Source organism: Enterococcus viikkiensis (assembly GCF_005405345.1).
In the GTDB taxonomy this organism is placed as follows: Bacteria; Bacillota; Bacilli; order Lactobacillales; family Enterococcaceae; genus Enterococcus_A; species Enterococcus_A viikkiensis.
On sequence record NZ_BJDW01000001.1, the window covers coordinates 212,418 to 226,141 of the forward strand.

Sequence of the window (13,724 nt, forward strand, 5' to 3'; positions counted from 1 at the left end):
ATTGACAGGGACGGCGCTCTTTGCCGCTCCCTGTTTTACTTGAAAGGTGAAAAAACATGCGCAATCCTAAACCAAAAGAATGGCTGGCCTGTGAGCTAAGTCAGCAATACATTGCCGATTATAAGCCCTTCAACTTTGTTGATGGAGAAGGCGTCCGGAATAGTCTCTACGTCAGTGGCTGTCCCTTTGCCTGCGAAGGCTGCTTTAATGCTGCCGCACAAAATTTTCATTACGGCAAGCCCTTCACTCAAGAAATTGAAGAGCAATTAATCACGGATACAGCCCACGATTATGTACAAGGTGTCACCTTCTTAGGCGGCGAGCCTTTTTTGAATACCCAAGTCTGCTTAAGAGTGATTGATCGTTTACGGAAAGAATTTGGCGACACGAAGGATATTTGGTCTTGGAGCGGCTATACATTTGAGGAGCTGTTGCAAGATAGTGAAGACAAATTAGAAATGCTCAGCAAGATTGATATTCTCGTTGACGGGCGTTTTGAACTAGCGCAAAAAAACTTGATGCTGCAATTTCGTGGCAGTGCCAATCAACGGATCATTGATGTCAAAAAATCTTTGGCACAAGGTGAAGTTGTCATTTGGGAGAAACTCCATGACTCCGAAAAAGCTTTTGAACAAATCAAAAAGAGCGAACTCATTTGATCGCCCTTTCCATTTCGATGTCCGGCTTTACGAACTAGCTTTTCTTACTCCCACAAGGGTAAGACAATATTTTCATAGGCAATGGGATCTAGATTAGTCAACGTGATACCGACTAAGCGGATCCCTTTTTCGATGCCGCCAATTTCCTCCCAAATCAAGCTTGCTTGGGAAAATAGTGTTTCTTTTTTTTCTATGTAATAAGGCAACGTCACTCGTCGCGTCACCGTCGTATAATCTGTATAACGAATCTTGACGACCACCGTTTTACCATGCCGCTGTACGCGTTTTAAGGCGCCTTCGACCTTTTCCGCTAATTGCCTTAACTGACTTAAAACCTCGTCCTCCGTGGCCAATGGACGGCCATAAGTATGCTCTTTTCCCACTGACTTGCGTTCGCGAGTCACAGTGACGGGAGAGTCGTGAATTCCGCGAACCTTTCGATACAAAGAATAGCCCATCTTACCAAATTCCTGGATCAAAAACATTTCACTTTTTTCGTATAAATCCTCGCCAGTAAAGATTCCCAATTCATTCATTTTAGGTACGGTTTTCTTACCGACACCGTGAAATTTTTCAATTGGTAGTCGTTTTAAAAAGACAACAGCTTCTTCTGGGGAGATCACTGTCATGCCTCTTGGTTTTTGATAGTCAGAAGCCAATTTAGCCAAAAATTTATTATAGCTGACCCCAGCCGAACAAGTCAGTTGCAACTCCTGCCAAATATCTTGCTGAATTAAGCGAGCAATCTTAATGGCTGAACGAGCATTGATTTTATTTTCAGTCACATCTAAGTAGGCTTCATCAATCGAGACGGGTTCAATGACATCTGTGTAGCGATGAAAAATAGCTCGAACTTGTTGCGAGACCGCACGATATTTTTCATGATCACCAGGTTTAAAAATTGCTTGGGGACAAAGCTCAAACGCTTTTTGAGCGCTCATCGCAGAATGAATCCCATAAACCCTAGCCTTGTAATTCGCTGTTGTCACGACTCCTTTTCCTCCAGTATCAGAAGGATGGCGGGCGATGACTAAGGGGTGTTTCGCTAATTCAGGATCATCCCGCTCCTCAACAGAAGCAAAAAAAGCATCCATATCGATATGAATAATTTTTCGCGTCGTATCATTTTTTAACGGAAAAACTAAGTCAGCCATAGAACTCACCTCCTCTTTCAGCATCTCTGTCGATGATTCTAGCTCCATTATAACCGAACGCTTGTTCACAAACAACTATCCCGTAGGTTCTCAGATAATGATCTTACCCCAATAAAAAAGGCCCAAGCTTTCGCTTTAGACCTTAAATCTATTTTTCCGATTTAACACTTGAACGACTTAACGTTCAATCAAATTAACTTTACGAATCATCAACTTATCCGCTGCTGCTCGTTGGAATTCCTGGGCTTCACCAAAAATTTCAGCATAAATGACTTTATTATGTTCCCTGCGGCGCAATTGATAAACGATCTTGCCGCTGTCTTCCAATTCCTTCATCATTTCCGTGACACCACCAAAGCCGGTCTTCTTCGTAATAAAGCCGGTGGCCACCATGCGTTCGTCTAAGTAACGGGCAGAAATTACCGAGCCTTTCGCTAAGGTAGTTCGTAAAGCCGTTGCTAATTCCTCTAATTCTTCTGGGACCGGTAATTCCCGCTCCACTGGTTGGTATAATGTATCTCGTAAGGTTGTTAATTCCTCAATTAAAGCTTCATACTGTTCTTTCGTCAACATCACGCCAGCAATTTTTTCACGATTGAAGACATAGACCCCAGTGTCGGCTTTGCGAGCTTGAGCAAAAACATCCATTGGTGATTTTTTTACTTCTGTAATCGAAGATGTCGGAACATCTAATTTTTTTAACCCCATCTGCTCTCCTCCTACGCGCGTAGTCTTCATTATTATAGCATAACCCTTCATTAAGCAAAAACATCCCTCTATATTCTTTTAGATGAAGATAAAAAAGCGTGATAGCCCTCTTGAATTCGTAGTGAAGTTTTTAAGTTGGGATTTAAGGATAACGAAACTTGATAACTGGAATAAAGGATATGATTCAGCGCCAAAGCCAATTCATCGATTCGGCAATTCCTTAATAGCGGAAGCGATCGTTTCAATTCCTTACTGAAGGAAAATAAAATCGCCGGCACTTCTCTCGGCTTCCATTTTTGGTTAAAAACCGCTAAAGGCAGACCTTGCTGGATTCCTAAAAACAGATCAAATAATTTAAGGATAAAAACAGGCTTGCTAGAATTCAATTCCCACATAGATTCCATCTCAATGATTTGCAAGCTCTGGATGATCGACTGATATAAAGGGGTTTGATCTTTCTCGTGACAAAGGTAAAATGCCAGACAAGTCTGGATATGATAGCGTAGATAATCAAAAAAACACAGCTCAGCAATATTTTCTGGTAAAGAAAAATCAGCTGCAAAGGTCAACAGCATTTCTTTATCCGGAATCAACTCTTGCTTTGGATAAAAGAGCTGCTGCTCTTCATAATGCCGAGCCAAACGATGATACAACGCTCGTTCCTCTAACTGGCAAAAATCACGTAAAAACTTCAACTGCAAATGGAAAATCAAACGAGCATCTCCGCTTAAACACCTTCGTCGGCGATTAACTGAAAGATTCCAAATAAGTAAATAATTATTTAATTGCTTGATTTTTCGATACTCAATTTCTTGCGGCCCATCACTCCATAAATATTGTTGGAACAGCTTGAAGGTGGGATTCTCTAAAAGAATTTTGCGATACAACTCAGAAAAACTCGTTACGTTGGACCAATCAAGTTGCCATTGAGTCATTTTTTTAGCGTAACCCTTTTCTTGTAAAACGGTCAGATCCCGCAAAACGGTTTTTCTGCTAACACCGAGCTGTCCCATTAATTCCTTTACTGTATAACATTCTTCTTTCAATAACTCGATGAGTTGCAGCTGCCGCTGTTCTTTTTTTCCTGTCATAAATTGCCAGATCATCCTTCGCCCTTCTTTCCTACTCCTTGCCGATCGTCTCTCATTCAACATAGCATAAGTTCAAAGGCTTTAAATTCTCAACTTTTTTCCAAAAAAAAAGAAAAACGCCTGAAAAATCAGACGTTTAACATCATGGCATTGATCGCTACAATGATCGTACTTAAAGACATTAAGATCGCTCCAACAGCTGGGCTTAACAAAATCCCAATCGGTGCCAAGACACCCGCGGCCAAAGGAATCGCTAAAATATTGTAACCAGCTCCCCACCAAAGATTTTGGATCATTTTACTATGGGTCCGCTTAGCCAAGCGAACGAATTTTAAAATATCCTGTAAGTTGCTGTTAGTTAAAACAACATCAGCTGAATCAATCGCGATATCCGTTCCTGCACCGATCGCCATCCCAATCGAGGCTCTGGCTAATGCTGGCGCGTCATTGATTCCATCACCGACCATCATGACTTTTTTACCTTTATCCGTATAATCCTTAATAATTTTTTCCTTGTCATCTGGCAAGAGTTCACTGTAAAACTTTTTAATATCCAAATAATTAGCGACTGCTTTCGCTGCCTCTTGATTATCACCTGTCAGCATGACTGGTTCAATCCCATTGTCTCGCAAGCTCTTGATAAACTCTTTCGCTTGTGGTTTCAAGGTATCACCCATAGCAAAGAAAGCAACTAGCCGATCGTCAATCAACAAGAAAGAAATGGTATTGCCTTGGGCCTGATAATCTTTTAATTTCTCTGGATCAATTGTTAACTGCCGTTTTTCGATTTCTTTTTGATTAGCTAAAATCACTTGATGCCCTTCAACAGATCCTTTCACGCCAATCCCTTTTAACGTTGAAATATCTGTTCCTTGATAAGGTTCGATCTTTTCAGCGGTTAAATAATTCATGACCCCAACGGCTAATGGATGATTCGTTTGCGCCTCCAACGCGCCAATGTACTTCAACACTTCTGTCTTGTCCATCTCAGTCAGGCTTTCAACTCCGGTCACTGTGAACTGTCCTTCTGTCAACGTTCCCGTTTTATCTAAAAATACATAATCTAACTGATTGCCTTGTTCCAACGCCTGACGACTTTTTAATAGCAACCCATTTTTTGCAGCTAAAGAAGTCGAGCGAGCGATTACTAAAGGAATCGCTAGTCCTAGCGCATGAGGACAGGCAATTACGAAGACTGTGACCATCCGATCCAAAGCTTTAGGCAAATCTGCTACAACTAGCCAAACAATAAAGGTGACTATCCCAGCAGCTAGCGCGATATAAAACAGCCATTTGGCTACTTTATCAGAGATCGATTCCAGCTTAGATTTTTCTTGCTGGGCTTGTTTCACCATCGTCATAACTTTCGCTAAATAGCCATCTTCACCGGTCCCCGTTACTTTTAATTGGATGGTACCATCACCATTGACAGAGCCACCAATCACCGAGTCGCCGACCGTTTTCTGGACACCCTTTGATTCACCAGTTACTGCGGATTCATCCACGATCGTCGAGCCATCAGTGATTTCACCGTCTGTGGGCATTTTGTCGCCGGCTCGTACTAACAATCGATCGGCTTTTTTTATTTCTTGCAGTTTGACTTTTTTCGTCGAGCCGTCTGCTTCGATCTTATTGACTTCATCCGGCAACAGTTCAGCTAACTTCTTCAATGCATTGCTGGCATTAGAAACGGCACTCATTTCTACCCAGTGGCCTAGTAGCATAATAACGATTAGCGTTGCTAATTCCCAGAAGAAATCCATCACATGGGCCGCTGGGTTCATTTTATTCGCCACAAAAGAATACAGACTATAAATATACGAAACCGAGATTCCCATCGCGATCAAGGTCATCATCGCTGGGCTTTTCATTTGTAATTCCATTTTGGCGCCGCTTAAGAAAGGTTGACCGCCGTAAACAAACAGAATCGTCGCTAAAACTAAGACGACCCATTCAGAACCAGGAAAAGTAAACTGAAAAGGTAGCTGCATTCCCATCATCGGTGAAAGTACGATGATGGGAATCGCCAAAATCAACGAGAGCCAAAATTTTTGTTTAAAATTGCCCATATGCATCGAATGATCCATTCCACTATGATCCATTTCGTGATCCTCATGACCGTGCATTTCGTGATTCATCTGCTGATGATCACTCATCGAATGATTCATCTCGTGATGTTCATGTGCCGAATGATCCATTTCCATCGATTCATCCATTTGTTCTCGCTGTTTCATAGCAACTCACTCCCAATTCTTTTTAATCTTATTTTTAATAATCGTTCGCCTATAATTTTTTCTGGTTCAAGCTCAGCGAATTCAACAAGACGCTAACGGAGCTAAAAGCCATCGCACCGCCAGCAATAATTGGATTCAAAAAGCCAAAGGCCGCAAAAGGAATTCCAATCACGTTATAACAGAAGGCCCAGAATAGATTCTGTTTAATTTTTCGTAAGGTCAACTTAGATAAACGAATACTTTTTTCAACCGATACAAGATCGCTATTCATCAAAGTAATATCTGCTGTCTCCATTGCGATATCCGTCCCATTACCCATTGCAATCCCAATATCTGCTAAGGCCAAGGCTGGAGCATCATTGATTCCATCGCCTACCATACCAACGGATTCTCCCTTTGTCTGCAAGTCCTTCACAACTTGAGCCTTATCTTCAGGTAATACTTCTGCGACGATATCCGCAAACTGCAAACCAACCTGTTCACCAATGTAACGAGCGGTCTGGGGGTTGTCTCCTGTCAACATTTTCACTTTGATGCCTAGCGTGTGAAGTGCTTCGATTGCTGATTTAGAAGAAGCTTTAACTTGATCAGTCACGGAGATCATCGCTAAAAGATTGGCTTGATCGGTCAAGAACATCACCGTCTTACCTTCCTCTTCTAACGCTAGCACACGATCTTCTGCAAATGAAATATTTCGCTCCTTCAAGCCCCGTTTTGATCCGACAAAATAATGTTTGCCGTTGATACTTCCTGTCACCCCTTGTCCAGTCAAACTTTCAAATTGATCAACCGGTAAAATTTCAGTCTGGTCTTTGCCATATTGATAAATCGCTTTTGCAAGGGGATGCTCTGACTGCTGTTCCAAACTCGTCAGATACGCCAGGGCTCGCGGATCAAAAGCTTCAAAATCAGCTACCACCGGTTTCCCTTCAGTGATCGTACCCGTTTTATCTAAAACAACCGTCGTTAAATGGGCAATTTTTTCTAACGCGCCACCGCCTTTGATTAAAATGCCCGACTTCGCTCCCAAACCAGTGCCCACCATAATCGCTGTCGGCGTCGCTAAACCTAAGGCACAGGGGCAAGCGATCACTAAGACAGACACACTATGAACAATCGCCTGTTGCCAATCACCTGTAAACAGGCCTGTGGCCAGCAAGGTCAATAACGCGATGCCTAAAACAGTTGGGACAAATATTTTCGAGATTTTATCCGCAATTTGTTGGATCGGCGCTTTTTCACCTTGCGCATCCTCCACCATCCGAATAATCCGAGAAAGTACCGTCATACTACCAACTTGGGTAGCGGTAAATTGAATACTGCCGGTCGTATTGACCGTTCCGCCAAACACTTGATCTTCTACTTGTTTATCTACCGGCAGACTTTCACCGGTCAACATGCTTTCATCAATCGTCGTTTGACCAGCAAAAATCTTGCCATCCACAGGAATCTGTTCCCCAGGACGAACACGCAATAAATCTCCCACTTGAACTTTTTCAATTGGAACTTGCTGTTCTACCCCTGCAACGAGGATCGTCGCTGTTTTGGCTTGTAAACTCATTAACTGTTTGATTGCGTCGCTCGTTTTGGTTTTGGCTTTTTGCTCTAAATATTTCCCCAACAAGATCAACGTGATGATCATGCCACTACTTTCAAAATATAAATCAGAGTTATGGGGATTGAAAAAACCATTATAAACGCTTAGTAAAAACGCCGCAGATGTTCCCATCGCTACCAAAACATCCATATTAGGGGCCTTGGTTTTTAGGGCATGGTAGGCACCACGATAAAATCGCTGACCTATACCAAACTGAACAGGCGTGGCTAAAATCAACTGAACCAGTGGTCGATGTAGAAAATGTACCCAACCGGCGTGGCTACCTAAAAGCATCGCGATCATGGCGATCATTAAAGGAGCTGTTAAGAACGCACTCAAAATCAAATCACGTTTCATTCTTTTTAAGTAAGCGGCTTTTTCTTGTTGAATCTTTTGCTTGTGTTCCTCGTCAAACAGAATCGCCCCATACCCAATAGCTTCGACTCTTTGGATTACTTGCTCTGCACTAAGGGTGCGATCAAATTGGACGGTGGCTTTTTCAGTCGCTAAATTAACATTCGCCTCCAGTACACCATCGGTCGTTTTCAATTCTTTTTCCACTCGTGCCGAACAATTGGCGCAAGTCATACCAGTAATCGCAAATGTTTCTACGGTTGCGTCTGCCAATTAGATCACCTCAGTTTCATACCCTGCTTCAGTCACTGCTGCAGCGATTTTATCTGCTGAAACTTGTGCCTCGTCGAATTTCACCGTACCATTATTTTTCTTCAGATTGATTTTCACTTTATCAATCCCATCCAATTGATTGATCGCTTGCTCCACTTTTGCCACACAGTGGTTGCAGCTCATTCCGTTAATTGCAAATTGCTTTTTCATTTTTTTTGTCTCCATTCTTCTTCGTTTTATTTTTTATTGATGATGCTTGCATTCGCATTGACCAGGAATACAGTTACACTCAATTTTTTCTACCGTTTGCTTGTTTAGCAACTGCTCTTGAATCAATGCCACATCGGCAGCGGTCAATTCCGCTTCCGACACCAACTCGGCGATTGCTTCCCCGATTCGCTTCGCACAAATATGAGAAAATAAATTTTCCGTTGCGCTCTTGACTGTCTCACCTTCGCTAATCGCTGGATAATAAATATATTTTTTCCCCGCTTGCTCAGTGCGCACGGCTTCTTTTTTCACTAAACGCCCTAATAACGTTTTGATCGTCGCCGGTTTCCAGTCCATTGTCTGTCCTAAAATAGCAATAATTTCTTGTGCGGTAGTTGCCTTTTGTGTCCAGATCACTCGCATGACTTCCCATTCAGAATCACTGATCTTAATCGGCGTAATCGTCATAGACATACTCTCACCTCTTCCGTTTACAAATGTAATCTACTTTTTAAGTTTACATTTGTAATCTCAATTCGTCAACCATTATGTTGTTTCTTTTTTTAAAACGCAAAAAAAAGCTTTGCGACTATACGTCACAAAGCCTTACGGTTGTTTATTTTGTTCTCAAACACCGCATCGCATTCAACACAGCGAGCACTGTCACACCAACATCTGCAAAAACCGCGGCATACATTGTAGCAAAGCCCAACGCACCTAAGATCAAGACGATCACCTTTACGCCAATCGCAAAGACGATATTTTGTTTGACAATTTTCATTGTTTTACGAGCGATCCGAATCGCAACCGGAATTTTTTCCGGTTGGTCATCCATGATGACAACATCTGCTGCTTCAATAGCCGCATCTGATCCAAGGCCCCCCATGGCAATCCCGATATCCGCACGTGCTAAAACCGGTGCGTCATTCATCCCATCTCCGACAAAGGCGGTTTTTTGTTCCCGTTTCAATTCATCTTCTAAATGAATCACCTTATCTTCTGGCAATAATTCACTGTAGACTTGATCGATTCCAATTTTATTCCCAATTGCGTCAGCAATCCCACGATTATCTCCAGTCAGCATAACTGTCCTTTTGATACCTAACTGTTTCACTTCATCTAACGCTTCAACAACGTTACTCTTCAATTCATCCGCAATCACTAAATGTCCAATATAATTTCCATCCATCGTCACATACACAATCGTACCGATCTCATCGACTCCTTGAAAGGAACTATTTTCTTTAGCTAATAATTTTTCGTTTCCAACTAAAAATTGATGTCCTTCAATCACAACTGAAATGCCATAGCCAGCAATTTCTGTTAACTGACTAACTGGCAACAACGGTTGATCCACGTAGTTCACGATAGACTGAGCGATCGGATGACTTGAGCTTTGCTCTGCACTGGCAACATAACGTAGAAAATCATTTTGATTAATGGTAGTCTCAACCTTTTGAACTTCAAAAACACCTTTGGTAAAGGTTCCCGTTTTATCAAAAACTAAAGTTTCAACGTTTGCTAACGTTTCAATATAATTACTGCCTTTGATTAATACGCCCACTTTACTTGCTCCGCCGATTCCCCCAAAGAAGCTCAACGGTACAGAAATAACCAACGCACAAGGACAAGAAATCACTAGGAAGGTCAATGCACGATAGACCCAATCATAAAAGGGCTCACCGGTAACAAGCGGCGGAACTATTGCCAGCAGCGCTGCTAATCCCACAACGATAGGGGTGTAATAACGAGCAAAACTAGTGATAAAGTTTTCCGCTGGTGCTTTTTTACTGCTGGCGTTCTCAACTAAATCCAAAATTTTGCTAACCGTTGACTCACCAAATGTCGTCGTCACTTCCACCGTCAGTTGCCCACTTTGATTAATAAAACCACTCAAAATTTGTTCATCAGGATGAATGCTGCGGGGAACGGATTCCCCAGTTAGGGCGGATGTATCCAGCATCGAGTTTCCTTCTTTAACAATTCCATCTAAAGGAACTTTTTCACCTGGTTTGATTAAAATTTGATCGCCAACTTGGATCATTTCTGGTGCGACTTTCTTTACCTCACCATTTTGGATTAAATTCGCAGAGTCCGGTCGAATCGCCAATAACGAACTAATTGATTTTCTCGATTTTGCCACTGCATAATCTTGAAAAAATTCACCGACTTGGTAAAAGAGCATAACTGCCACCGCTTCTGGATATTCACCAATTGCGATCGCCCCAACCGTTGCTACAGCCATCAAGAAATTTTCATCAAAAATCTCACCATGAAAAATATTGGTAATAGCGGTCTTCAATACGTCATACCCGATCCACAAATACAAAACTAAGTAAGCAACGAGCTTCCAAGGCATTGCCGGTGTCACAATTGCTAATAAAGCTAATGCCAGGATAGCGACCACAATTTGAATGATTTTTCCTTTAGAGTCTTCTTCGACTTTTTCCGTTTGGACACTATTGACCTCGACGTCAGGTTCCAGCTTATAAACGACTTCCTTCACTTCTTCCGTCACGCGATCAATGTCCTTTTCAGGCGCAACGATTGTCAGTTTCGTACTGATAAAATCAACTTGTGCTTTTTCCACACCTTTGATTTGTTGAACGGAACGTTCGATCTTAGCTGCACAATTTGCGCAATCCAATCCATCTAACCGATATACTTTTTCCATGAGATTCCCTTCTCTCTATAATACATATGAATGTTTCTTCATATTTATTATATATGAACAACCATTCATATGTCAAGCAGAAAAGAAAGCTTTTTCAAAAAGAAAAGAGCTTGTGACAGAACGTGGAAGGCTTCAATTTATTTCCGAAAAAAACTACTTCTGAAACACCGTTTTATTCGACAAAAGGAGCTATGACAAGATTTTTGTCACAGCTCCTTTATTATTTATTCTTATGGATAAATCCGGTTTAACAAGCGTGGGAATGGAATGGCTTCCCGTACATGATCAATTCCTGAAATAAAGGTAATGGTCCGTTCCAAGCCTAAACCAAAGCCTGAATGAGGCACCGTTCCGTATTTACGCAAATCCAAATACCATGAATATTCTTCTTCGTTCAAACCAGCCTCACGAATTTGTTCTAACAGATAATCATAATCTGTCGCACGTTCTGAACCGCCGATAATTTCACCATAGCCTTCTGGTGCAATCAAATCCGCACAGATCACCACGTCTTCACGTGTTGGATGTGGTTTCATGTAGAATGGTTTGATAGCTTTTGGATAATTCAAAATGAAGACTGGACGATCAAAGGAATTCGCGATAAAGGTTTCATGTGGCGAACCAAAATCATCGCCCCATTCGATATCATCAAAATCATTTTTCTTCAATAAGTCAATCGCATCATCATACGTGATTCGTGGGAACGGTAATTTTGTATAATTTTTCAAAATTTCTTTGTCTCGACCTAACGTATCCAACGCGTAGTCACAATTGTCCAAGACACTTTGTACCAAGTACGCAACATATTGTTCTTGAACTTCTAGGCTATCTTCTTGATGCATGAAAGCCATTTCCGGTTCGATCATCCAAAACTCAATTAAATGACGACGAGTCTTCGATTTTTCAGCACGGAAGGTTGGGCCGAATGAGAATACTTTTCCTAAAGCCATCGCTGCGGCTTCCATGTATAACTGTCCGCTTTGTGATAAATAAGCTTTATGATCAAAATAATTCGTTTCAAATAAATCACTCGTACCTTCAGGAGCTGAACCCGTTAAGATCGGTGGATCAACTTTCACGAAACCATTATTATTGAAGAATTCGTATGTCGCACGAATCACCTCGTTACGAATCAACATGATTGCGTGTTGTTGTGATGAACGCAACCATAGATGACGATGGTCCATTAAAAAATCAACGCCGTGTTCTTTTGGTGTGATAGGATACTCATGACTTTCACCGATGACTTCAATTTCCTTCACGCCTAGCTCATAACCGAATTTCGAACGAGTATCTTCCCGAATTTCTCCTGTTACGATAACTGACGTTTCTTGTGTCAGCTCTTTTGCTAAATGGAAAACTTCTTCTGATACTTCGCTTTTTACTACAACTGCTTGAAAATAAGCTGTTCCATCACGTAATTGTAAAAAAGAAATTTTTCCGCTTGAGCGCTTATTCGCTACCCAAGCACCAATTTTTACTGTTTCGCCAACATGATTCTTGGCATCAATAATTTGAATCTGTTCCACAAATGTCTCTCCTAACTTATTTATCCCGAATGAAGTTTTTTTACTTTTTACTATTTTCAATAAAACGACGAATCCGTATAACCGCTTCTTCTAACTCTTCCATACTGGCAGAATAACTCATCCGCACACTGACAGGCGAACCAAATCCTTCACCAGTCACCAGCGCTACTTGTTCTTGCTCTAATAGATCGTTGACCCAAGTAGTCACGTTATCATACCCCCCCATATCCATCGCTTCCTTGATATTAGGAAATAGATAAAAGGCTCCCTGTGGTTTTGTTAATTTAAAGCCTGGCAGATCAGCCACCTTCGGATAAATGGTATTTAGCCGTTCCTCAAAAGCTTGCCGCATTTTTTCGACTGTCTCTTGTTCACCTGACAAAGCTTCGACCGCCGCAATTTGACTGACCGCTGTTGGGTTACTGGTTGATTGTGAAGCAATTGCTGTCATACCACTGATGATTTCAGCGTTACCGATCGCATAACCGATTCGCCAACCGGTCATGGAATAGGTTTTTGATACACCGTTAATGATCACTGTATGCTGAAAAATCTCGTCAGATAAAGAAGCAAGATGGGCCGCTTTGTTCCCATTATAAACAAGATGATCATAAATATCATCTGAAACAATCAATAAATCGTGACGAACAGCCCATTCACCTAGCGCTCGCAGTTCATCCTCTGAATAAATCATCCCAGTCGGATTTGAGGGGGAGTTGATAATGATCGCTTTGGTTTTTTCTGTACGAACTTCTTCCAAATTATCCACTGTGATCTTATAATCGTTGGCTTGTTCCCCATACACAAAGACTGGATTGCCTTGCGCTAACTTGACTTGTTCTCCGTAACTAACCCAATAAGGCACTGGAATGATTACTTCATCCCCAGCATCAAGAATGGTTTGGAACAACGTATACAAAGCAAATTTTGCACCGGTAGTCACGATAATATTTTTTGCTTCAACAGTCCGGTCATAATTTTTTTCAGTGAACTCAATGATCGCTGATTTTAATTCTGGTGTACCACCTGAGGCAGTGTAAAAGCTGACTTTCCCACTCTTGATCCCATCAATAGCCGCTTGCTCGATATTTTCCGGTGTAGTAAAATCAGGCTCTCCTACGGTCAAACTAATCACATCTAACCCTTTTGCTTTCAATTCTTTGGCTTTTGTCGTTGCTGCTAAAGTGACGGACGGTTCTAAGTTCGTTACACGCTGCGATAATTTCATAACCAATAACTCC

At 41.6% G+C, this 13,724-nt stretch carries 11 protein-coding genes; 1 reads left to right on the plus strand and 10 read right to left on the minus strand.

What is annotated here, in order from left to right:
- The first annotated feature begins 56 nt into the window (after positions 1-56).
- A complete protein-coding gene (gene nrdG / locus FFM67_RS01005) occupies positions 57-659 on the plus strand; it encodes an anaerobic ribonucleoside-triphosphate reductase activating protein (RefSeq protein ID WP_137612814.1) in 603 nt (200 codons plus the stop codon).
- Between the two features lie 44 nt (positions 660-703).
- Here the strand turns inward: nrdG and dinB are convergent, their stop codons facing one another.
- The 10 genes from dinB to FFM67_RS01055 all read right to left on the minus strand — a co-directional run bounded on the left by dinB (position 704) and on the right by FFM67_RS01055 (position 13,711).
- Positions 704-1,813, minus strand: a complete 1,110-nt coding sequence (gene dinB / locus FFM67_RS01010; RefSeq protein ID WP_137612815.1) for a DNA polymerase IV — start codon at positions 1,811-1,813, stop codon at positions 704-706.
- A gap of 177 nt (positions 1,814-1,990) precedes the next feature.
- Positions 1,991-2,521 (minus strand): prevent-host-death protein, encoded by a 531-nt coding sequence (locus FFM67_RS01015; RefSeq protein WP_071860689.1) that lies wholly within the window; start codon positions 2,519-2,521, stop codon positions 1,991-1,993.
- A gap of 68 nt (positions 2,522-2,589) precedes the next feature.
- Entirely contained in the window at positions 2,590-3,627 is a 1,038-nt protein-coding gene (locus FFM67_RS01020; protein ID WP_137612816.1) for an HTH domain-containing protein, read from the minus strand.
- Between the two features lie 113 nt (positions 3,628-3,740).
- Positions 3,741-5,846 carry a heavy metal translocating P-type ATPase gene (locus FFM67_RS01025; RefSeq protein ID WP_137612817.1) on the minus strand — a complete coding sequence of 702 codons (2,106 nt, stop codon included), beginning with the start codon at positions 5,844-5,846 and terminating at the stop codon, positions 3,741-3,743.
- Positions 5,847-5,895: 49 nt separating this feature from the next.
- Positions 5,896-8,070, minus strand: coding sequence for a heavy metal translocating P-type ATPase (locus FFM67_RS01030; protein ID WP_137612818.1), 2,175 nt, complete (start codon positions 8,068-8,070; stop codon positions 5,896-5,898).
- On the minus strand, positions 8,071-8,280 hold the full coding sequence (gene copZ / locus FFM67_RS01035; RefSeq protein ID WP_137612819.1) for a copper chaperone CopZ: 210 nt from the start codon (positions 8,278-8,280) through the stop codon (positions 8,071-8,073).
- 33 nt (positions 8,281-8,313) lie between these two features.
- A complete protein-coding gene (locus tag FFM67_RS01040) occupies positions 8,314-8,754 on the minus strand; it encodes a CopY/TcrY family copper transport repressor (protein WP_137612820.1) in 441 nt (146 codons plus the stop codon).
- A 142-nt stretch (positions 8,755-8,896) separates the two neighbouring features.
- The gene (locus tag FFM67_RS01045; protein ID WP_137612821.1) at positions 8,897-10,954 is read right to left on the minus strand and encodes a heavy metal translocating P-type ATPase; all 2,058 of its coding nucleotides are present in this window, start codon (positions 10,952-10,954) and stop codon (positions 8,897-8,899) included.
- A 230-nt stretch (positions 10,955-11,184) separates the two neighbouring features.
- Positions 11,185-12,483, minus strand: coding sequence for an asparagine--tRNA ligase (gene asnS / locus FFM67_RS01050; RefSeq protein WP_137612822.1), 1,299 nt, complete (start codon positions 12,481-12,483; stop codon positions 11,185-11,187).
- Between the two features lie 40 nt (positions 12,484-12,523).
- On the minus strand, positions 12,524-13,711 hold the full coding sequence (locus FFM67_RS01055) for a pyridoxal phosphate-dependent aminotransferase (protein ID WP_137612823.1): 1,188 nt from the start codon (positions 13,709-13,711) through the stop codon (positions 12,524-12,526).
- Between the last annotated feature and the right edge of the window lie 13 nt (positions 13,712-13,724).

Bases quoted from the DNA above. Each gene is read 5' to 3' on its own strand.
- nrdG (WP_137612814.1), top strand. From the start codon at position 57: ATGCGCAATCCTAAACCAAAAGAATGGCTGGCCTGTGAGCTAAGTCAG.
- FFM67_RS01020 (WP_137612816.1), bottom strand. From the start codon at position 3,627: ATGATCTGGCAATTTATGACAGGAAAAAAAGAACAGCGGCAGCTGCAA.
- FFM67_RS01055 (WP_137612823.1), bottom strand. From the start codon at position 13,711: ATGAAATTATCGCAGCGTGTAACGAACTTAGAACCGTCCGTCACTTTA.
- dinB (WP_137612815.1), bottom strand. From the start codon at position 1,813: ATGGCTGACTTAGTTTTTCCGTTAAAAAATGATACGACGCGAAAAATT.
- FFM67_RS01015 (WP_071860689.1), bottom strand. From the start codon at position 2,521: ATGGGGTTAAAAAAATTAGATGTTCCGACATCTTCGATTACAGAAGTA.
- copZ (WP_137612819.1), bottom strand. From the start codon at position 8,280: ATGAAAAAGCAATTTGCAATTAACGGAATGAGCTGCAACCACTGTGTG.
- FFM67_RS01025 (WP_137612817.1), bottom strand. From the start codon at position 5,846: ATGAAACAGCGAGAACAAATGGATGAATCGATGGAAATGGATCATTCG.
- FFM67_RS01040 (WP_137612820.1), bottom strand. From the start codon at position 8,754: ATGTCTATGACGATTACGCCGATTAAGATCAGTGATTCTGAATGGGAA.
- FFM67_RS01045 (WP_137612821.1), bottom strand. From the start codon at position 10,954: ATGGAAAAAGTATATCGGTTAGATGGATTGGATTGCGCAAATTGTGCA.